At 61.7% G+C, this 19,591-nt stretch carries 19 protein-coding genes and 2 pseudogenes; 10 read left to right on the forward strand and 11 right to left on the reverse strand.

The features are described 5' to 3' along the window. Positions 1-7 precede the first annotated feature (7 nt). Genes JG747_RS35155 through JG747_RS35170 form a run of 4 tightly spaced genes read left to right on the forward strand, consistent with a single transcriptional unit; the run spans position 8 to position 5,437 of the window. Positions 8-796, forward strand: coding sequence for a TrbG/VirB9 family P-type conjugative transfer protein (locus JG747_RS35155; protein WP_202362405.1), 789 nt, complete (start codon positions 8-10; stop codon positions 794-796). Next, the gene (gene virB10 / locus JG747_RS35160; RefSeq protein WP_199201338.1) at positions 793-2,256 is read left to right on the forward strand and encodes a type IV secretion system protein VirB10; all 1,464 of its coding nucleotides are present in this window, start codon (positions 793-795) and stop codon (positions 2,254-2,256) included. Before JG747_RS35155 ends, virB10 begins: the two co-directional genes overlap by 4 nt. Then, the gene (virB11, locus tag JG747_RS35165) at positions 2,253-3,278 is read left to right on the forward strand and encodes a P-type DNA transfer ATPase VirB11 (protein WP_199201339.1); all 1,026 of its coding nucleotides are present in this window, start codon (positions 2,253-2,255) and stop codon (positions 3,276-3,278) included. The genes virB10 and virB11 overlap by 4 nt, the downstream gene beginning before the upstream one ends. Positions 3,279-3,289: 11 nt before the next feature. Continuing rightward, a complete protein-coding gene (locus JG747_RS35170; protein WP_199201340.1) occupies positions 3,290-5,437 on the forward strand; it encodes a type IV secretory system conjugative DNA transfer family protein in 2,148 nt (715 codons plus the stop codon). Between the two features lie 96 nt (positions 5,438-5,533). Here the strand turns inward: JG747_RS35170 and JG747_RS35175 are convergent. Together JG747_RS35175 and JG747_RS35180 are read right to left on the reverse strand one after the other, a co-directional pair. Beyond that, positions 5,534-5,836, reverse strand: a pseudogene (locus JG747_RS35175) (LysE family translocator); the annotation flags it as partial. A 38-nt stretch (positions 5,837-5,874) separates the two neighbouring features. Next, positions 5,875-7,011: pseudogene (locus JG747_RS35180) on the reverse strand (trans-sulfuration enzyme family protein). 87 nt (positions 7,012-7,098) lie between these two features. Here JG747_RS35180 and JG747_RS35185 point away from each other — a divergent pair. Continuing rightward, positions 7,099-7,764: a helix-turn-helix domain-containing protein gene (locus tag JG747_RS35185; RefSeq protein ID WP_199201342.1), complete on the forward strand. Its 666-nt coding sequence runs from the start codon at positions 7,099-7,101 to the stop codon at positions 7,762-7,764. Positions 7,765-7,792: 28 nt separating this feature from the next. Next, positions 7,793-8,431 carry an FMN-binding negative transcriptional regulator gene (locus JG747_RS35190; protein ID WP_199201343.1) on the forward strand — a complete coding sequence of 213 codons (639 nt, stop codon included), beginning with the start codon at positions 7,793-7,795 and terminating at the stop codon, positions 8,429-8,431. A 211-nt stretch (positions 8,432-8,642) separates the two neighbouring features. Here the strand turns inward: JG747_RS35190 and JG747_RS35195 are convergent, their stop codons facing one another. Continuing rightward, positions 8,643-10,868, reverse strand: a complete 2,226-nt coding sequence (locus JG747_RS35195) for a relaxase/mobilization nuclease domain-containing protein (protein ID WP_199201344.1) — start codon at positions 10,866-10,868, stop codon at positions 8,643-8,645. Next, positions 10,865-11,272, reverse strand: a complete 408-nt coding sequence (locus JG747_RS35200) for a hypothetical protein (RefSeq protein WP_199201345.1) — start codon at positions 11,270-11,272, stop codon at positions 10,865-10,867. Before JG747_RS35200 ends, JG747_RS35195 begins: the two co-directional genes overlap by 4 nt. Positions 11,273-11,767: 495 nt before the next feature. Here JG747_RS35200 and JG747_RS35205 point away from each other — a divergent pair, with 495 nt between their 5' ends. Then, positions 11,768-12,448 (forward strand): ParA family protein, encoded by a 681-nt coding sequence (locus JG747_RS35205; RefSeq protein WP_199201346.1) that lies wholly within the window; start codon positions 11,768-11,770, stop codon positions 12,446-12,448. Beyond that, positions 12,445-12,852 carry a hypothetical protein gene (locus JG747_RS35210; protein WP_199201347.1) on the forward strand — a complete coding sequence of 136 codons (408 nt, stop codon included), beginning with the start codon at positions 12,445-12,447 and terminating at the stop codon, positions 12,850-12,852. Before JG747_RS35205 ends, JG747_RS35210 begins: the two co-directional genes overlap by 4 nt. 117 nt (positions 12,853-12,969) lie before the next feature. Here JG747_RS35210 and JG747_RS35215 read toward each other — a convergent pair whose 3' ends face one another. Further along, positions 12,970-13,311: a hypothetical protein gene (locus JG747_RS35215; protein ID WP_199201348.1), complete on the reverse strand. Its 342-nt coding sequence runs from the start codon at positions 13,309-13,311 to the stop codon at positions 12,970-12,972. 57 nt (positions 13,312-13,368) lie between these two features. Beyond that, positions 13,369-13,692: a DUF736 domain-containing protein gene (locus JG747_RS35220; protein WP_006205585.1), complete on the reverse strand. Its 324-nt coding sequence runs from the start codon at positions 13,690-13,692 to the stop codon at positions 13,369-13,371. 360 nt (positions 13,693-14,052) lie between these two features. Here JG747_RS35220 and JG747_RS37975 point away from each other — a divergent pair, with 360 nt between their 5' ends. Continuing rightward, positions 14,053-14,349, forward strand: coding sequence for a DUF736 family protein (locus JG747_RS37975; protein WP_446720631.1), 297 nt, complete (start codon positions 14,053-14,055; stop codon positions 14,347-14,349). 40 nt (positions 14,350-14,389) lie between these two features. On the opposite strand, the gene JG747_RS35230 is transcribed toward JG747_RS37975, so the two are convergent. Continuing rightward, complete coding sequence (locus JG747_RS35230; protein WP_199201349.1) at positions 14,390-14,923, reverse strand: hypothetical protein; 534 nt, start codon at positions 14,921-14,923, stop codon at positions 14,390-14,392. Between the two features lie 139 nt (positions 14,924-15,062). Here JG747_RS35230 and JG747_RS35235 point away from each other — a divergent pair, with 139 nt between their 5' ends. After that, complete coding sequence (locus tag JG747_RS35235) at positions 15,063-16,100, forward strand: IS110 family transposase (protein WP_199201350.1); 1,038 nt, start codon at positions 15,063-15,065, stop codon at positions 16,098-16,100. A 512-nt stretch (positions 16,101-16,612) separates the two neighbouring features. Here JG747_RS35235 and JG747_RS35240 read toward each other — a convergent pair. From JG747_RS35240 to JG747_RS35255, 4 genes are all read right to left on the reverse strand, one after another. Beyond that, complete coding sequence (locus JG747_RS35240; protein ID WP_199201351.1) at positions 16,613-17,032, reverse strand: hypothetical protein; 420 nt, start codon at positions 17,030-17,032, stop codon at positions 16,613-16,615. Then, positions 17,022-17,282 carry a type II toxin-antitoxin system prevent-host-death family antitoxin gene (locus tag JG747_RS35245; protein WP_057143280.1) on the reverse strand — a complete coding sequence of 87 codons (261 nt, stop codon included), beginning with the start codon at positions 17,280-17,282 and terminating at the stop codon, positions 17,022-17,024. Before JG747_RS35245 ends, JG747_RS35240 begins: the two co-directional genes overlap by 11 nt. Before the next feature lie 63 nt (positions 17,283-17,345). Beyond that, positions 17,346-18,287, reverse strand: coding sequence for a DUF2493 domain-containing protein (locus JG747_RS35250; protein ID WP_199201352.1), 942 nt, complete (start codon positions 18,285-18,287; stop codon positions 17,346-17,348). Between the two features lie 248 nt (positions 18,288-18,535). Continuing rightward, on the reverse strand, positions 18,536-19,579 hold the full coding sequence (locus tag JG747_RS35255) for a DUF7146 domain-containing protein (protein WP_199201353.1): 1,044 nt from the start codon (positions 19,577-19,579) through the stop codon (positions 18,536-18,538). Positions 19,580-19,591 lie beyond the last annotated feature (12 nt).

Below are 19,591 nucleotides of genomic sequence, written 5' to 3' on the forward strand. Positions count from 1 at the left end.
ATGGCGCGTGAGACTCGCCCTGGCGACCGCCCTTCTGCTCGGGACGATCCACGGCGCCGCCGCACGCGATAGCCGCATCCGATATGTCACCTTCAACAACGACGACGTGACCACGGTGCGCGCCGCTCTCGGTATTTCAACCATGGTCGAACTCAGTCCGACCGAAGTCATCGAAACTGTCTCCGCCGGCGACACGAAGGGGTGGTCGATCATTCCCAAACGTGGATCCAGATTCTTGTTCGTCAAGCCGCTGGAGCGCGATGCGTGGACCAATGTCAACGTTGTCACCAACCGTCGTGTCTACTCGTTGCTACTGCAGGGGACTGACAATGATCGCGACCGGGCATCCTTCCAGGTCCGGTTCAAATACCCGGACGAGGATATCAACGCGCGCCTGCTCTCGCAGGCCAAGGAGAGCGCCGCCGATCCGGATTTGAAGGACCTGAACTATGCCGATCTCAACTACGACTATGCCTACAAAGGCGACGACAGCTTGAAGCCGCGCACCGTGTTCGACGACGGCACCAAGGTGTTTCTGGAGTTCAAGGGTGACATTCCGGCGATTTTCGTGGTCGACGACAAGCGCCATGAGTCGCTGGTCAACGTTGGCACGCAGGGCAAATACACCGTCATCGACAAGGTGGCACGGCAATTCACCTTGCGAGCCGATGGCAAGACGCTCTGCCTCTACAACCGCGCTCGACCCAACGCTATCGATCCAGTCGAGCAGGTCTACGGTCCAACGAAACTGACAGGCGGTTCCACCTTGTTCGGGTCCAGCGGGGGGCGGGAATGACGCAGATCGACTATAACCAACTGGACGGCAGCCCGACGGTCGCGCGCCGCGGTGCGGGCGTGGGAACCAGGATCGCCCTGGTCGGCCTCGGCGTGGTGCTGGTGGGCGCGCTGATATGGCTGAACTGGCCTCGGGAGCCGGTATCGCGCGATCTTCGCAGCGATGGCCAGGAAAACTTCAACCCGCCGGAGTTTCGCCCGCCGGCGTTGAACGAGCCGCCTCAACCGGCCGACGGCACGATCGACCAGATTGTTGTGCCGCCACCGGCCGCCGACCAGAGTGGCACGCAGCAAGCCGATAATGTCGATCAGACCGTGCAGGAGGGTGCGGATCTCGATGCGCAGCGGCGCGCGCTGGAGGCACAAATGGCGGCCGAGGAAGCTCGCCGCAAGGCCGAGGCGGAAGAAGCCCGCCGCAAGGCCGCGGCTGAGGACGAGGCTCGCCGCAAGGCTGAGGCGGCGGAGCACGAAAAGGCCGTGTGGGAACGCCTGCGCTCGAACCAGATGGTGACGAACGACGAAACCGGATCGACGAATGCCGGCGCTCAGGCGGCACAGGTCGAAATCGCGCCCGACGGTCAGATCGTCCCGGTCCCCGGCGCCGACAGTGATCCCAACAAGGCGTTCCTGGCGCAGTCCGAGGCAAGTTCTTCCGGCATCGTCAAGGCCAGGGTCTTCCGGCGTACCGACGCGTTGATCCCTGAAGGAACGATCCTTCGCGGCTATTTGGAAACCGCTGTTAACACCGACCTTCCCGGCGCAGTGCGCGCTGTCGTGCGTGAGGATGTCTTTTCGCTGGACGGCAGGCGGGTCCTCATTCCAAAAGGCTCGCGCTTGACCGGAGAATACCGCTCGGGGCTCGCGCGCGGTCAAAAGCGTGTGTTCATCGTCTGGAACAGGGTCATTCGCTCGGACGGCATTTCCGTCGATATCAAGTCGCCCGGTGCAGATGCACTCGGCCGCGGCGGCATGGGCGGCCGTGTCGATACGCATTGGGTTGAACGGTACGGCAACGCCATCATGCTTTCGGTCGTTGGCGGCGTCTCTGAATATCTGTCCTCGCTCGGCGACAGCAGCCAGGATGGACAACAGCGCCAGGTGTCGACGGTCGATCCCGTAACCGGTGAGACGACGACCGTAACTTATGGTGGCAATGGCTCGCAGCGCGACGCCCGCGGCATCGCGTTCGATAAGTCATCGACCGCCCTGCAGCAACTCGCGCAAGAGGCGTTTCGCGACACCCAGAACATTGGCCCGACAGTCTATGTGGACCAGGGCACATCGGTCGTCGTGCTGGTGCGGCGAGATCTCGATTTCTCGGATCTGTACGCCGATCCCGTTCAGGAAGAAGTTGCACGAATGAAGGCTGGTGGGCGGCCGAAGGCCGCGATCGATCCGACGCCTCTTTACGCGACGCCAAAGGATCATTTTTATTCCGGCTATGGGAGCCCGGTGAAATGAACGCCCTGCATCCTCTCCCCGACCCTTGGGCAAGAGCCCCGGTCCTGCGCGCGCATCTGGAGCCAGTATGGTCCTATTTGAACGAAGACTCGGTTTCCGAGATTGCGATCAACAGGCCAGGTGAATTGTTCATCGAACGCCTCGGCGCCAAGGAAATGGAGCACGTCGTCAAGCGCGAGGTCACGCCCGGCTGGATTAGGCATATCTCGACGGGTGTCGCCTCGGCGACAAATCAGGTCATCAACGAAGAAAAGCCGGTCCTGTCGGCTGCCCTACCCTCAGGTGAGCGCATCCAATGCATCTTGCCGCCCGCGGCTCCCGAAGGCGGGGCTATCTCTATCCGCAAGCAGGTCATCATGGATATGAGCCTTGATGCCTACAAGGATCTCGGCGCCTTCGAGAACACGGCGATGGGCGCCGGCTTGGCGCTTTCAACCGAAGAAAAGCGACTTGTCGAGATGTTGCAGGACACGTCGCCGATGGAGTTCCTGCAGTATGCAGTGCGCAACCGCGTCTCGATCGTCGTTTCAGGCGGCACGTCGACCGGCAAGACGACGTTCTTGAATGCACTCCTGAAGGAGATCCCGCCTCATGAACGGATCATCACGATCGAAGACACCCGCGAACTGAGGCTGCCGGCTCCCAACAACGTCACGCTGATAGCCTCGAAGGGCGACCAGGGCCTTGCCAAAGTCTCCGCGCAACAGCTTCTCGAAGCCTCGCTTCGCATGCGACCCGACCGTTTGTTGTTGGGCGAGTTACGCGGCGCCGAAACCTTCGCGTTCCTCCAGGCGATCAACACCGGCCATCCTGGTTCGCTCACCACCGTTCATGCCAATTCCGCCCGCTCCGCCTACGAGCGGCTGGCGCTCATGGTCATGCAGGGCAGCTCGGGCCTCTCACGCAGCGAAATCCTCGACTACCTGCGCGAGGTCATTCCGGTGGTCGTCCAGATGGTCCGTACCGAAGGCGGCCGGCGCGGCATCAGCGAGATCAAGTTCACCAAGGCGGAGACAATCTAACGGGGACACCTATGCAGAAAGTCGCAACAGCAATTTTCATGGTGCTCATGGCGATGGCCATGGGCGCCCTGCTCTTCACGGTCGCCTATGTCGCGACAGATTGGTACCGGACTGGCTCCCACGTCCTGTTTGACCAGCTGAACGCCAATCCCTTGCCGGTTGTTCGTCTGGCCTGGGCTGACGTGACTGCAAGAAATTTTGACCGGGTGCAATACGCCATTGCGGCGGGATTTGTTGGGTTTCTCTTGCCACTTGTCAGCTTGTTTCTCATGCGTCCGAGAAAGCGCAATGACTCTCGCTTCATGACTATGAGCGACATATCGAAAACCGGCCTTACGAAAGTGGGCGGCGTCTTCGTCGGTCGAGCTGGCGGCAAGCTCGCCGAAATTCTGTCGCCCAGGCGCGATCAGCGCTCCGGCAAAATCCACTTGACGCAGCGCAAGCTGATTGGTGGCAAGAAATTGTGGATTGATGGCGATGATATCGGCGGCTTCGTGATAGGGCCGCCGCGCTCCGGTAAGGGTACGTCTCTCATCATCCCGAACGCCTTGACCTGGCCGCATTCGCTGGTGGTTCTCGATCTGCGGGGCGAGACCTATGCGGCGACTGCTGGTTACCGTTCGACCATGAGCCGCGTGGTGCGTTTCGCGCCGGCTGATCCGGACGGAAATACCGCATGCTACAATCCGATGGACTTCATCTCGCTGGACTCAGCACAGCGCGACATCGACCTTCGCAACATCGCTGCGGCATTGTTTCCGCGCCCCCCTTCGAACGCGGATCCCTACTGGGTTAACGATGCCCGCCTCCTTTTTACCGGCATCGCGTCCTTCGTCATGGAATCGCATGCGATCCCGAATGAGAAGAAGACCTTTGCCACAATCCTCGAGATCATGAACGGCGCCGAGCAGCCGCTCCTCGAATTCATCGGCTCGCTGCGCGAGGAACGCCGCCGCGAATGTTCGCATTTTACGCTGCAAACCCTGTTGCCCTATTTTGAAATGTCTGAGCGGCAGTTTTCCGGAATCTACGCCGGCGTGCGGACCGGCATGGCCCCCTTTCTCAACGAGCGCCTGATGCGAGCTACCTCGCGCAGCACGTTCGATATTCGCAATCTGAAGCGCGACCGGATCTCTCTTTATCTCGACGTACGGCGCGAGCAGATCACGTCGCTTGGACCGTTGTTCAACGTCCTGATCACGCAGATGATGAACTTCATGTCGGAAACTATCCCGCGTGCGGACGAGCATCCGGTGCTTGTGCTGCTCGACGAGTTCCAGAACCTCGGCAAGCTCGAAAACGTGACCGAAATGGCGAGCGTGCTCGGCGGCAACGGCGTTTCCATGTGGTTTTTCGTGCAGTCGCTGAAGGCCGTAGACGAGATCTATCGCCAGGAAGGACGCAAGACGCTCATCAACGCCGCTCGCGTGCAGATCTTTTTCGGTGCGCAGGACGCGGACGATCTGCGCTATGTTTCCGAGCAGCTCGGCGAAACGTCGGACGTGCAAAAGGACGTGACGCGCACCAAGGCAACATTGTTCGACACCTATTACACGCGCTCGGAACACCGCAAGGAAGTACGGCGGCCGCTGATGCGGCCAGATGAAATCCGTACGCTCGACAAGAACAAGGTCATCATATTGCCGCGCGGTGAACTGCCGATCCTCGGTACCCGCAATTTCTATTTCGCCGACGGCCAGCTCGCCAAACGCGCGTTCCTGCCCCTGCCCGCCTCTAACGACGCTTCGCGCACGAAAAGCCCTGCATTGGACGCTTCCGCGGCGGTTCCATCTCCTGTTGTCCCGACGATTGTGCCGACAGCACCGGCGTACCGCTCCGGTCTCCTGCAAGCCCGCCTGCGACGCGGCGCGACATTTGCCGCAAAAGCAGGCCGCATAGCACCGACTCCAGGCCGGCGCGCAATAGCAAAAGAACGACTGAAAGCGACAGACGCTGCAGCTGTGCCAGCCTATGCCGCCGTTGATTTTTCCGCTTTGGCGGCCAAAGCGGTCACAACACGTATAGCGCCCGACAAAGAAGCGGCGGTTGCGGCCATCCTGAACAAGGTGCGGTCTCTGCGCGCCAACGCAGCCGACACCGAGACTTTCGATCGAAATCTCAGCATCGTCGAAGATGCTTTGCCTGATCTAGTCGATTAGCCGAGAATCTACGGCGATCGCCGACCACGAGCCTCGCCAGCGGCATGTAAACAAGCCGGCCACCGGCCGGTTGGCCATAGTGGTGGCACTGTCGGGCTTGTCGGGTGTCAAAGCTCCCCGCGCCGCCTTGAACGCAAGAGAGAGCAGATAACAGCCCCCTAGAATTTTCAGAACGACGAGAGCCTGGGCATAGCTGGCTAGAAGGGCGGAACCGCCGGTGGCGGCCATGACGCCCCAGAAAACCGAGCCGGTGACAACGCCGGCGGCCAGAGCGAGGGCAGCCTGGCGGCCTTGATGCATCGCCGTTCCCATGATCCGCATGGTGCTCGGGCCCGGGCTGCCGGCTGCGATAACGTAGGCGGCAGAGACGAGTAAGAGAGGGCTTAGGTTATGGCCCATCACAGATCCTTGCCCGACGAAGGCCATCTGGTCTTGCTTTACACATTGAGGCTTGCGCCTAGAGCCTGCATCAGGTCGTCGATAATGTCCTGAGGGTGCTCGAGCCCCACGGACATTCGCAGCAATCCGCCCGGCGCTTTGGACTTTGCACCCTCAACGGATGCGCGATGCTCGATCAGGGAGTGCGTCCCGCCAAGGCTTGTCGCCCGCACGACAAGCTTGAGGCGGGCGGCCACCGCCATCGCAGCATCGGCTCCACCTTCGACGATAAAGGAAAGCATCGCGCCGTAACCGCTCATTTGCCGCGTAGCCAGATCGTATCCCCGATCATCTTGCAAGCCAGGAAAGAGCACTTTCTCGACGCGTGGATGGGACGCCAAGGCCTCCGCAACCTTCTAGGCGCCTTCGCAATGAGTGCGCATGCGTATCGGCAATGTCTGCAGCCCCCGCAACGCCAACCAACAGTCGAAGGGTGCTGCGACGCTGCCCTTGTGTTTCTGGACCATCCGTAGCGGCCGTCCGAGTGGCGACGCGTGCGGGACAACAACGACGCCCGCCATCAGATCCGAGTGGCCGCCAATGTACTTTGTCGCCGAGTGCATGACCGCATCCGCCCCAAGTTCAAGCGGCCGCTGCAGCACAGGCGTGGCCCAGGTATTGTCGACCACCGCCAAGGCACCCGCGTCATGCGCGATTTTGCAGATGGCCGAAATGTCGACAACGCGGATCATCGGGTTCGACGGCGTCTCGACCCAGACGAGGCCAGTCGGCTTTGAGGTGACCGCGGGGCGTACCGCATCGAGATCGCGCATATCGACGGCGGCGAAGTCGAAGCGAGACCCGATATCGGTTTCGTCAATCAACGAGCGAATGCCAAAATACATATCGTCGGGAAGGACGATCCGTCCCGTCGAGGGATGGCTTTCAAAGACCGCAGCGATTGCAGCCATGCCCGACGCAAAGGCTATTCCTTCATGTCCTCCCTCGAGCGCGGCCATCGCCTTCTCGAATGCATTGCGCGTCGGATTTGCATCGCGAATGTACTCGAACCCAAAAGGAAACGAGCCGTCGGCACCGCGCTCGAAGGTCGTGCTGGTATGAAGCGGTAATGAAACTGCGCCGCTGGATGGATCGACAGCTCGACCGCTATGGATTGCCTTCGTTTCAAAGCGCACTGGCCAATTCCTTTTTTAAGGCGCGGTTGCAATTTTGCGCCGGTCATTATATTGACCGTAAGCGATGAGAAAACCCAAGTCAATATAATGACCGAGACCACCACACCTTTGGAGACCGAGCACGAGCTTGGCCAGGCGATCGCTACCCGGATCCAGAATCTGAGACGCGACCAAAACCTGACCCTCGATCGATTGGCCAAATTGACCGGCCTGTCGAAAGGGACGGTTGTAGCGCTTGAACAGGGTAAGGCAAACCCGAGTATCGGCATCCTTTGCCGTCTGGCGGCGGCGTTCTCGCTCTCCGTTGCCGATCTGCTGAACGACGCACCTTCCACAGCACCCGACCACCCGATCGAACGGAGTATTTCCAGGACGCTTTGGACGAGCGCCAAAGGCAGCCACGCAAAACTTCACACATCGACCTCGGGACGCACGATGTTCGAACTTTGGAGCTGGATGCTCATGCCGGGTGATGTATTTGCCGCCGATGCGCACAGTCCCGATACCCGCGAACTGCTCTCGGTTACCCAAGGCTCGCTCAAGGTCAGGGTGGGGAGCCACGAGATCATTCTAGATGCAGGCGAGAGTGCGCGCCTCGTTACCGATCAACCCCACTCTTATGCTGCGGCATCCGACGTGCCCGCCCACTTCTCGATGGCCGTTCTCGAGCGCGGCGGACAGCGGGTTCCGACATCCTCTCCGCCGGCAGCGACGTCCCCCTGGCTGTTGCTCCAAGACCTCGCTGACCACTGACAACTGCCCTTCAATAGGAGATTCCCCCTTGTACGTTCCTCCGCATTTCGCCGTACCCGATCAGAACGCCCTCTTCGATCTTATCGAAAAACACCCGTTTGGTATTCTGATCACCCACAGCAATGGCTCCCTCGACGCGAACCATATCCCCTTCGAGCTGGATCGCTCAAAGGGCGACAAGGGCGTCCTCAATTGCCATGTCGCTCGCAAAAATCCTGTCTGGGAGGAAGTCGCCAATGGCGACGAAGTCCTCGTCGTCTTCCGAGCGGTCGACGCTTACATCTCGCCGAACTGGTATCCCAGCAAGCACGAATTCCATAAGCAGGTGCCGACCTGGAACTATCTCGTGGCCCACGCCCATGGTCGCATCACTGTTCGTGATGATGAGCGCTATGTGCGCCGCAACGTCGCGAAGCTTACTCACATGCAGGAGGCCAACCAGCCAGCCCCGTGGAAGATGGGCGACGCACCGAAGGATTTCATAGACACGATGACAAAAGCGATCGTGGCCTTGGAGATCGAGATCACCAGCCTGGTTGGAAAATTCAAACTCAGTCAGAACAAGGAGCTGCGCGACATCCAGAACGCCGGGGAGACGCTGATTGCGCAAGGCGCTGATGAGTTGGGACAGGCGATGCTCGCGGCTGCAGCGGCCAAATCCGAATAGCAGCTATCTTGTCCCGACAAAGCACAGGTGCTGGATTTCCCAACGGGTGACCTTGAGAGACAAATGCTTCGGCACGCTTGAAACGGGACCAGCATCTGACTGCCCCGCAATGAGATGCGTGGCTATCGATCCTGGACCTCGGAGGCACGAACGAGCCTCGGCGACTTTGTCCCTGCGCTCTCCCGCGCCTTAAAGGGCCGGCGATCTTTGTTTAGCGCTCGTAATCGTTATCGTTCGAGCGCTGTGTCTTGCGGTCCTGCTCTTCCGCCTGCTGAGCCTTCTGCTTTTTGGCATCCTTCTGCTTGGCTCTCATCTCCTGTTCGGTGCCGGTGCTCGGCTGCTCCGGCTGGCTGGGATCGTCCCGAGTTGGAAGGGCTCGCCCTCGCGCCTCGCGCTCGGGGATCGGCTCGCCACTGCCACCACCACGACGCTGTTGCTGCCGCTCGAATTGCAGCCGCGCGAGACGGTCGTGCATCTTGTCGTTGACCTCTTCACGATACTGTTCGAACTGTCCTTGATGCGCCGGCGGCAGCGTCTCGCGCATATTGTCGAGAGCCTGATTGACGCGGGCCATCTGACGCCGCATTTCCAATGGGGTTTGCGCCATGTTCAAATCTCCTATCAGTGCATTCAATTCTCTCATACCGGGATGGGACAGGAAAGACTTCTGCCCCGATTGATCAGCTCCGCGACCCGCGGCAGGACCTGGTTGCCCCTCCCCTGTCCGATCGCGACGGAACTGCAGAAAATTGTTGCCGATCGACTCCGCTGCCGTGAGAGCCTGACCGACTATGCCCGCGGTCCGCATCGTCGTCACAGTCTTTTGCCATGCGGCAGCGATTGCATCGCCGTTAACGACAAGGGATTGTCCATCCAAAAGGCGTTGCCGCTTGGCCTCCACCCGCTCGATCGTTTTCGCGCTGACCTGGTAGCGCGGATCGCTCTGGGCCCGGCTGTATGCTCCGGCATGCTCCTTCGTGAATGGCCGCGTCGTCGCATGATCCATGCGCCGCGTCGCCACCATCGCGATGCCGTTCTCGCGTGCTTTTTCCGCAAAGGTCTCGCGCCAGGCTGCGAGATCTGGCTTGTAGAATTTCAGGCGCTCACCGTCGGCTGACCGCGCCTGCACCATCGCATGGATATGGACGTGCTTGGTGTCCTTGTGATGCGCCAGGACGAACTTGTATCCTGGCGCTCGCTCGTCCATCACGGCGCGCGCCGCGGCCATGACGGCGTTGGCATCGGTGCCGGCCTTTGCGGAGAAAAGCAGGTGATAGGCATTGCGGCGCTCACGTCCCGAAAACTGCGGGCGCCATTGTTCATAGACCGAAGCCGCCGCCTTGGCGGGGTTCCTCGCGCCCCGAATTGGCTCGTCGTTCGCAGTGCGGACGTCTTTGTTTGTACGGATGAACTTTTGCAAAAAGTATTTCGCCTTGGGTTCGCGGCTCACGGCCGCCGTTACCTCTGCCTTGGCGACCACCCCCGCCGCGCCCATGGCCTCGAACAACCGCGCCTCGATCTTGTCGAGAGCCTTACTGCGCGAATTCTCCCGACCACCGGCAAGCGCCTTGGCGAGCGGTCCTGCCCGCTCATCGGTGTGCGCGTAAACCTGCACCGCCTGACCATCCTGTGCATAGATGAACGCTTTTCCGCCGAAGGCCTTGTTCAAGGCCTCGCTCAAGGCGGCATCGGTGACCTCGCCGGCGAGCTCGAACCGAACCTCCAAGAAATTGGTGTTTTCCAAGGGCGGTTCGAACGTCTCGCAAAACTTTTCCAGGAACGTCTTTCGTGCGCCGCCTGTCGCGAGGACCTGCCCGTCCTCGTCAAAAATCTCGATGTCGTGTTTCTCGCCTTTTTCGTCCTCGCGCTTTCCAATGTAATTGAGCAGCCGAGCGGCTGCTTCCTTGGTCGATGGCGGATTCGGCATGACCTTGAACACAGCAGGCTGCGCGCCCGCCGCATAGCCTGCCCGTGCCGCCACGGCCCGCGCCTGATAGGCGACCCGCGCCGCTCGGCCTGTACCGCTCGGGCGACCAGCACCACGGCCGCCGCCGCCGCCGCGCCGCTTCCAGTCTTCCTCCTCCTCTTCCGGCCGGAAACCGGCGAGCGTGGCGCCATAGACCATGATCGGCGCGCTAGAGGTCGCAGCAGCCGTCGCGGATTTCGCAGCACCGCTGGAGACGGAGCCTCCTCCTGTCCCTCCCGGCGACGAACGAGGGGCGTTCCTGCGCCCACCTTGCGTCGAGCCGGCTTGTCCTTGCCCGAGGCGTCCACCGCCACCGGTCCGCTCATAACTCTTCATCGGCTGAAATTCACCGGCCTCGCGTCGGGCGCTCGTCGCGGACTTGTCGTCGTCCAGGTCCTCGCGCTTCACGCCGGACCCGCCTCGAAGGTAGCGTTCGATTTCGGCCGCGTAGCCAGCAAGACGACCGCTCATGGCCTGGCCTCCCTCGCCTTGCGAGACTCGACGGTCATCGTTTTCAGTTCATCGCGAAACTGCCGCACAAGGTCGCCCACCGCGATCAGCGCCTGCTCAAGATCCTCATCGTGGGCAACACGGCCGTCGTTCATGGCGCGCACGGCCTGATTGAAATTGATGGCGACACGCCGCAGCTGATCGGTCATGTCCAAGATCGCCGGCCCCAACGCCTCTGACGCGATAGGTAGATGCCCGACCTCTGCCCGCACGAGACGCCGGACGACCTCGCTGACGGTAACGCCGTCCCGCGCCGCAATGGCTTTGAGGTTGGCCAGCTCGTCAGCCGAAAATCGGATGTGCGTCACCTCGCCGTAGCGTCGTGACGCGCTCTTCACCGCTGCTTTCTGGGCGTCTGCATCCATCTCTCAAGCCCGCTTGCGGGCGCTAAGGCCCGCCAGGGCCGCGCCGCCTATTTTGTGTGTATCACAAAATAGGCTATCCTGCCAATAGAAAGGGAGGAAAGGGGCGCGTCTTCTCACCAGCCTCTCACCAGCCCAGTTGTCAGCGGCAGCAGCGCGGGCGAAATGTTCCCATCGTGATTTGATGCGATGTGTCTATGATGCGTTGGCGACTTGTATCCATGTTAACATGGATACAACGGGCCCTATGCGCAGCCGGCAAAGCTTAGTCGGAAATGCGCAGTCGATGGGCCACCGGACCTTCTTTTCTGACGAAAGCAGCTGCGCAAAAACTGCATCTTTAGCGAGCCCTTATCTGTGCGCGCCTGGGTTGCCAAACCAGGCTTCCCCGTCGACTATGTCATGATGTTTCGACCGTGATTTTGTTTCATGTGTCCATGATGACTTGTCTCCATGTTAACATGGAGACAAGGAGACAACGCCGGGAAGGAGGCCCCCATGATCATCTCCGCTGCGATCCCCAAGGGCGGCACTGGCAAATCGACGATGCTGCGTGCCCTCGCATCCGTCGCGCTGCATAGGGGCTATTCGGTCACTCTCATCGACGGCGACCGGCGGCAGAACATGAACCGCTGGTTCCAGATGCTGGGCGAAGCTGGCAATCGTCCTGACAGGCTCCAGATGGTGAGCGCGATGACCCCGCAGGAAATCCTTCGCGCGGCAGCCACTCACAACGGTGAACGCTCGGTCGTCTTGATCGATACGGAAGGCACCACAAACGATAACCTCATGGCCGGGCTCTTCGCCGCCGATATCGTCGTCGTGCCGGTCTATTTTGCCCTCGACGATGTGACCGCCGCCATCCAGATCACCGACCACTACATCCCGCTGGCGGTCGAGAGCCGGGGGAGACCGCTGCCTGCGATATTCGTGCTGACCAAGCAGACCATCATCGATGGCAGGGCGCGAGCCCTGACCGAACTGCGCGCCATCATCCAGGCCAACGGCACGCCGATTGCAGAACACGTCCTGCACAATCGCGTTGCCTACCGTGACCTCCAGACCGGGCAGACCCTTTACAGCCCCGATGTGCCCGATGCGAAGGCGATTGCCGAGAGTGAAGGGGTCTTTGACGACCTTCTGCAAACCTTCATCGAAGCCACAAGGAACGCGGCATGAGCGAAGAAACCGCACCGAAACCCGGTGACGACAAGAAAGCCCGCATGATGAAGGCGATCTCCACGCAGCCGCCGGCGCTGCCCAGCATGTTCATCCCACCGAAGGCCGAGCCGTCAGGGTACAAGGAGCAAGCTGCGCCACAGATGCAGGTACCGACAAAGCCGCCCCCGGCAGTCGGGCCCGATTTCCGCCAGCTGCTGCGGCAGGGTCAGAAAAAGGACCCCATCGCCGGAAAGAAGATTCGCGAGGAGGAGATGATCCGCTGCGGCTACTACCTGACGGCTGCGGAGCAGCGGCAGTTCAAGTTGCTGGCGATCAGCAACGGGCACAGCATGACCGAACTGCTGCGAAAGGCTGTCCAGGACTATATCCGCATTTATAAGCACAAACTGCCGAAGGAATAATCGGCGGTTTGGAGTCGCTGTCTCTTGCTGTAGCGGGTGATGTTCGTGGCTCTTTTGCGACGCGCAAAAAAAGGGCCCGCGACGGAACACTCCGTCGCGGGCCCTGAGACGTGTTGCCTACTTGGGTTGGTTGAGGTGTTTCAGCACCTGGCCGAGGATTGCGTTTTGCACCGGACGCCCGCTGGCTGCCGCTTTGTCGTCGGCCAGCTTTGCGGCCAGTTTGGGCGACAGCGGCATGAAGTCGTAGCCGTGTGAGATGGCAGCGCGGTGAAGATCCTCAAGCGTTTCGAAAGCGCGATCGTGGGTGCCGAGCCAAAGACCGGGCTCGTCGGTTTCTTCGTGCGGGAACGCTTGAAGGAAGTAGGTTCGAAGTGGCGGGTCGTAGCCGATGACAGCGTCTGGGTCCGAGCGGCCCTGTCCGGTGACGGTGCCAGTGACAGTGATGGTGTAGCGGCTCATTGCAACCTCCTTTTGCCGGTGGGGAGCCGGCCCCTTGCGGGGCCGGCCACCGATGCCTCACTGGGGGTTGTTCCAGAGGATGACCTTCTTGTTTTCCTCGCCGCCGGGGGCGGGAGCGAGGTTGCCGAAGATCACGCCGATCTCGGGGGCTTCCAGCTTGACCGAGAGGTACTCCTCTCCCGAACGCTGGGAGATGCGGTGCCAGCCGGCTCCGATCTCGAAGCCCGTGCGCTTGTTGACGATCCGGTAGTCGGGGGCGTCCTCGCGCGACTTGTTGGTGTTCGGAATGAGGGTGATCGGGGCATTGACCCGGAGCGTGGCAAAGACGCCTTCCATCGAGCCGTCGGCCTTGGTGGTGAGGTTTGCGATCGTGGTGGCCATGGTAGTTCTCCTTCGGTTGCATCGGGACCATTCCCGATGGCGCCAAAGGAGAGGGCCGTCCTGCTGCGGTCATCTCGGCGAAAATTCTGGAAAATTCTATTTGCCGAAGAATTGCGGGCAGGCCCTTCGCCTGCCCGCAGACCAAAAACAGAAATCGAATTTTCCTGAATATTCGCCGAGTGTACCCCCAACGGGGGGTTGACCGCACAAAGCAGGCGGTCGTCTACAAAGGCGACATGAAACGGGAATGGCCCCGGATGCGGCAGATGGACAAGAACCCAGGCCGCCATCGCTTGACCGCCGACGCAACGCTGCCGGATCGCAGGAACATGCTGCAGCCTCTCGGGTCATGTCGTCGGCATTGCCAACACATCGAACAGCAGCCCGGCGCGTGACCTCCTTGCGTGTTCGGAATGGCGGCATAGCGGTTTCGAGATCGGAGCCGGCTGGCAGCGAACTTCACGCCCCTCGGGACGATACCGCGCAGTCAGGTTGGATGACCCGGCAAGCCAGGATGTTGTTCGGCAGGCTTGCACCCGCTTCAGAGGCGAGACGGGTCAAGATGATCATCCGCACAACGCCCGGCGCTCTGCGCGTGGAAAAGGGGCCGGCTCCGCCCGCTCATACAAGTGGATTAGGCGGCGAGGAGCCGGATGAACATAAGGACCCCGCCGGGCTGTCGGCTGGACCGCATCCATCATCCTGGCAACGCCAGACGCTCGTCCGGCATCATGCGGGCTTCGACCTGGCGGCGAATGTCCGGACCGGCATGGCGGAGCATGGCGCACCAGTCCTTCACATTGTATGTCGTCGCCATCCGGCCCCTGGTCAGATCGTAAATCACGCACGGCTTGTTCGCGATGGCGAGCCGAAACACGTTGACGGCCGTACCGGGTGATGCGCCGTCCCAGACCATCATGCCAAAGTCGGCGCGCTGCGCCATCTCCCGGTCCTTGGCGGCGTGGAACCAGTGCTCGTGAACTCCTTCAGGAGAAGGAACATGGTAGGCGGCCCAGTCGCCGAGATTGTTGCGGGGTTCCTTGTCGGCATGGAAGACGCCGACATGCTCATACTTGTACCCGGCGAGCAGGCCCTGCGCCTCGGCATCGGCTCCAGGCGCGTCGCCAACCAGCACGCCATGCTCGGCAGCAACGATTGCGCCGATGCGAGCGATGGCAGGTTCCGGCAGCTCGAATATCTCGCGTGATCCACCTATGAATATCATCGACATGGTGACTTTCCTTCTCTCCAGCGTCCCCCGCCCCGCGCTAGCCGCCCTCTCCCGCGGGCCCTGCGCGAGATGGGGTAATCGGTCGTCAGCGCCAGCACCTGCTAGTGTTTCTGCCGATTCCCCAAGACAGGAGCCTGGTATGCGCAAAGTAGTAGGACTCGATATCTCCCTGAATAAAACTTCTATCTGCATTCTTGAGCTTGACGGCACAATCGTCTGGCAAGGGAAGGTGGATAGCGAACCTGGTCCCATCATCGACAAACTCACCGCTTGGCAGGTCGACATTGACAAGGTCGGGCTGGAAGCCTGCCCCTTGTCTGAGTGGTTGCATCGTCATTTGACGGAAGCAGGCTTTACGGCTGTTTGCGTTGAGACGAACCATGCTCAGCGGTTTCTTTCCACGCGGCCCGTCAAAACGGACAAGAATGATGCTCGCGGCCTCGCCGAAATGATGCGCATCGGACATTATAGAGCCGTCCATGTGAAATCATTCGAAGCGCAGATGGTGAGAACAACACTTCAGGCGCGGCGGCAAATCGTGGCGGCCTTGCTTCAAATTCAGGGCACGATCCGCGGGCTCCTACGAATGCACGGGCTGAAGATGGGAACGACGCATCACAGCAAGTTTTCTGAACGCGTACGCGAATTGCTTGCCGAAAAGCCGGCTTTGGAGATCGCGATCGGGCCGCTTCTGCGATCGGCTGAACAACTCGGAAACGAACGGAAAGAGATGGACAAGGTCCTCCAACGCGCAGCTCGACGTGACGACGTCTGCTTGCGGCTGATGACGATCCCCGGCGTAGGTCCCATCACAAGCCTTGCTTACCGAGCGACAGTTGATGATCCCGCTCGCATCTCTTCATCGAAGGCAGCAGGAGCGCTCCTTGGTCTGACCCCTCGGATTTATCAGTCTGGAGAAATCGATAGAGCAGGCCGGATCAGTCGAGCCGGCGACGGGATGATGCGCCATTTGCTTTACGAAGCTGCATCGGCCCTGATGACCCGGATCGGTAAACAGTCACGGCTTCGCTCCTGGGGAATCGCAATCGCGCGCCGTCGCGGTCTAAAAAAGGCAACTGTTGCGGTCGCGCGAAAACTCGCGGTCATCATGCACCGTATTTGGATATCCGGGAGCCGGTTCGAGCCGGGGGATGAGGTGCAGATACCGGCGACATAGCCGATACCCTTCGCACTCTCAACCTTGCGCTAAAACCCAGCCTGGACGACGGGAAAGCCAGTCCGTGACGATCCTAGCGGCACATTGCGATGTAAACCGCGCCCCTGCGAGATTGGACGGCTGACCCTCGTAGCCCATCATGGGGCCGCGCTTAGCGACGGACCCCGAACAGAAGAGAGATCCAGGATGCGGTTAGAACCGCGCAAATCGAACGGCAACCGAAACAACCCTTTTAAGAGGTCATGCCCTTGATCTGACCATTGACTAGGTACCACCGATTACAGAAGAAGGGATCGTCACCCGAAGGCCGAGACGGCCAAGCCGGCTCGGGGAGCGGCGGGACGCCGCGACTAGAGCCCGACCGGCCGCAGGCCGGCGCGCCCGGACCTTGCCGCTGCCGGAGGCGCTACGCGCATCTGGCTAGTGGCGCTTCGCGCTTGGAGCTAGTTGTCTTTGTCAGCCCGCCAGAGGCTCACGCCCTGGATCGAGCGCATGGCCGCAAAAAGAGAACGTCAATCCAGACGGCTGACGCGGCGGCCCTCGCTGCGCGCTTCGATAAAGGCGCCTGCGATCTTCATCATGAATGCCTTGCTGAAACGACCGAGGGGCTTGCCGTCGGATTCGATGTACCAGGAGCGTTCGGCAATATCGTAGTTGTATTCGTCAACCACGATCCAGCAGCGTTTGAGATCGGTCAGACCGGCGCGGCGGCACTCGATAGCGGAGACTTCCAAACCGACCCGATCACTGGTCGGTGGCTGGGTGGTTATCGCCAGGAGCGCGAGATGGGTCAGGCCATCTCTTGCGCCGCGGACAGTGATGACGACGCAGGTCGGCCGGCTCTTGCGGCCTTCCGTTTCGCCGCGCTCGTGTTGCCATGCCCAAAGATACGGGTAGGAGATCACCTGACCAGGCAGAAATCTACCGCTCATCATCGTATCCTTCCCCGCGCGCCAAGCGGTCGATCTCGGCGGCGAAGAGTTCCGTGTGTTCCTCCGGCATCTCGGAGACATGATATGCGCGGCGGGGATCGCCGCCGATGCGCATCCGTTCGTAGTGCTCGTAGCTCATCAGCACGAACCGGGGTTTCCGGTGCTTGGTGAGAATAACGGGTTCGCGGCTGGCAACGTCGGTGACGTCGCCTACCTGCTTGTTGAGATCCCCCGTCGTGAACTGGCGCATGGCTGGACTCCTTGATCAGTCTCCATATTATCTGGATTTTCTGGATTTGCAAGAAAACGGCGCTCACGCGCCGCCCTCCGCGAACCGCCAGACGGGAATGCCCAGCCGACGCGCCTTGTCGGCAAGGTTGTCGGTGATGCCGGAGCCGGGAAAGACGATCAGGCCGTAGGGCACCACCGAGAGAAGCTGGTCGTTGCGGCGGAACGGAGCGGCCTTGGCGTGCCGGTTCCAGTCCGGCTTGAAGGCGATCTGGGTGACCTTGCGGTTCTCGGCCCAGCAGGCGGCGATGCGTTCGGCGCCGCGCGGGCTGCCGCCGTGGAGCAGGACCATGTCCGGGTGCTTCTCGCGGGCCTTGTCGAGCGCCTCCCAAATCCTGTCGTGCTCGTTGCAGTCGAGACCGCCAGCGAAGGCGATCTTGGTGCCGGCCGGGACCAGCACCTCGGTTTCGGCGCGACGGCGTGCCGCGAGGAAGTCGCGGGAGTCGATCACCGCCGCGGTCATCGCCTGATGGGAAACCTTGGAGCCGGTGCGCGGCCGCCATGCTGAGCCCGTCTGTGCCTCGTAGAGGTCGGCCGCCTCGTCGCGCATGATTTCCAGAACGTTGCGGCGCTCGATGTAGGTGATGCCCTCGGCCGTGAGCCGTTCCAGCTCGACGGACTTCACCTCCGAGCCGTCCTGCTCGTTCTGGCTCGAGCGCTGGGCGTCCTCGTTACGGTCGAGGCTGCGGGCGACGCGCTCGGCGGCGCGGTGGAAGACGTTTGCGAAGGACCAGAGCAGGTCGTCGAGGTCGGGTTCGAGCCTGGTGTCGCCGAGCATGCCGGCGAAGGTCTCGACGATCCCGGCGAGGCCGGCCCGGATCACTTCGTCGTCGGGAAGTGGCCGAGGATCAGGTTCGTCCTGATGCGGGCGATGGCCGTACATCTGCAGTTCGAGGATGACGCGGTCAGTCGGCGAGGAGGCGTGGTAGGGCTCGTAGGCGTCGTCGAGAGGAAGGTCGTAGGTCATGGCGGTGTCTCCGTCGGTTGTGGCCGCGCCTATCGCGGCCTGACAGCGCATCCCGGCCGCGCGCCGGGCGCGGCCGCACCGAAGGCCGGAGCGCGAGCGGAGGACGGCGAAGCCGTTGCGGCCGTGACCGGGGGGTGGCAGGGGTCGCCTCTCAGGCAGGCCGCTGGCGCGGCCTCTCCGGTGGACCGCCGCCATGCCTGCAGGCTATCCGGCGACGTCGCGCCGGCCCGCGTGCCGGCCCGACCCATTCATCCGGGTGGCAGGAAGCGACGGGCATCCTCCGGGACAAGCTGGTCGCTGAGCCATGCCGCGAGATGGGCCGGGCCGAGATGACGCAGATCGTCATTGAAGTCGCCGAGCTGCGGCCGCAACACCAAGGCGAGAATCCCGGCCTCGGCTGCCCGCTGGCTGAGACGCTCGATGCCGTGCCGGCCGGCGGCGTCGGCATCGGCTGCGATGTAGAGGCGACGGCAGCCAGGCGGCAAGATCAGGCCGGCGAGGTGATTGGCCGAAGTGGCGGCGGCAACCGGCAGCGCCGGCATCACCACCTTAAGCGACGCCATCGTCTCGAACCCCTCGCCGGCGGCCATGACCGGGGCGAGCGCACCGGGCTCAAGGCCAAGCCAGATGGCGTTGCCCAGGAGATGACCCAGAGAGCGGCGTGGATCGGCGAGTTGCGCCTTGCCCTGACCCGAGGGATCAAGCCAGGTGCGTTGCAGGCCGGTGATCTGCCCGTCGAAGCTGGTGACAGCGGCGATGAGGGCGGGAAGGGTCCGCGTCTCGCCGGTCACGAAATCCCGGTAGTAGCAGCCGGGATGGAAGCGCAGCGCACGCTCATGCACGGAGAGCAGAATGCCGCGGCCGGCCAGATAGCGTTCGGCCAGCGTGCCGGCGATCGGCTGCGACATGCCGAACAGGCGACGAGCCGCTTCGGGGGAGCCGCGTATCGCGGCAGGCTGGCGCTGCGCGCCCGGGTCTTGGGCCTGCGGTCGCGGCATGGCGAGGAACCGACGCGCTTCATCCGCGACGTCGCGGAACTCGATGAGGCCGCAGCTTTCTCGGATGACATCGAGCAGATCGCCATGTTCACCGTTTTGCTCATCGACCCACTTCCCCGCAGGCCCTTTGGCGTTGCCGTTCAGCCGCACGTGCATGGAGCGGCCGCGCGTGTTGCGGACATCACCGACGATCCAGTAATTGCCGGAGCGATGACCGTTGGAGAGATATTCGCGGCACACCGCCTCGGCATCTTCGCCAAGACGGCGTGCCAGCTCGGAGGCTGAGCCGGTCATGATCGCCTCCCA

It is taken from the genome of Mesorhizobium sp. 131-3-5 (genome assembly GCF_016756575.1).
GTDB classification, from domain to species: Bacteria; Pseudomonadota; Alphaproteobacteria; order Rhizobiales; family Rhizobiaceae; genus Mesorhizobium; species Mesorhizobium jarvisii.

Coding starts and splice junctions, on each gene's coding strand:
- virB10 (WP_199201338.1), top strand. CDS start 793: ATGACGCAGATCGACTATAACCAACTGGACGGCAGCCCGACGGTCGCG.
- virB11 (WP_199201339.1), top strand. CDS start 2,253: ATGAACGCCCTGCATCCTCTCCCCGACCCTTGGGCAAGAGCCCCGGTC.
- JG747_RS35170 (WP_199201340.1), top strand. CDS start 3,290: ATGCAGAAAGTCGCAACAGCAATTTTCATGGTGCTCATGGCGATGGCC.
- JG747_RS35185 (WP_199201342.1), top strand. CDS start 7,099: ATGACCGAGACCACCACACCTTTGGAGACCGAGCACGAGCTTGGCCAG.
- JG747_RS35195 (WP_199201344.1), bottom strand. CDS start 10,868: ATGAGCGGTCGTCTTGCTGGCTACGCGGCCGAAATCGAACGCTACCTT.
- JG747_RS35200 (WP_199201345.1), bottom strand. CDS start 11,272: ATGGATGCAGACGCCCAGAAAGCAGCGGTGAAGAGCGCGTCACGACGC.
- JG747_RS35205 (WP_199201346.1), top strand. CDS start 11,768: ATGATCATCTCCGCTGCGATCCCCAAGGGCGGCACTGGCAAATCGACG.
- JG747_RS35210 (WP_199201347.1), top strand. CDS start 12,445: ATGAGCGAAGAAACCGCACCGAAACCCGGTGACGACAAGAAAGCCCGC.
- JG747_RS35215 (WP_199201348.1), bottom strand. CDS start 13,311: ATGAGCCGCTACACCATCACTGTCACTGGCACCGTCACCGGACAGGGC.
- JG747_RS35220 (WP_006205585.1), bottom strand. CDS start 13,692: ATGGCCACCACGATCGCAAACCTCACCACCAAGGCCGACGGCTCGATG.
- JG747_RS35230 (WP_199201349.1), bottom strand. CDS start 14,923: ATGTCGATGATATTCATAGGTGGATCACGCGAGATATTCGAGCTGCCG.
- JG747_RS35235 (WP_199201350.1), top strand. CDS start 15,063: ATGCGCAAAGTAGTAGGACTCGATATCTCCCTGAATAAAACTTCTATC.
- JG747_RS35240 (WP_199201351.1), bottom strand. CDS start 17,032: ATGAGCGGTAGATTTCTGCCTGGTCAGGTGATCTCCTACCCGTATCTT.
- JG747_RS35245 (WP_057143280.1), bottom strand. CDS start 17,282: ATGCGCCAGTTCACGACGGGGGATCTCAACAAGCAGGTAGGCGACGTC.
- JG747_RS35250 (WP_199201352.1), bottom strand. CDS start 18,287: ATGACCTACGACCTTCCTCTCGACGACGCCTACGAGCCCTACCACGCC.
- JG747_RS35255 (WP_199201353.1), bottom strand. CDS start 19,579: ATGACCGGCTCAGCCTCCGAGCTGGCACGCCGTCTTGGCGAAGATGCC.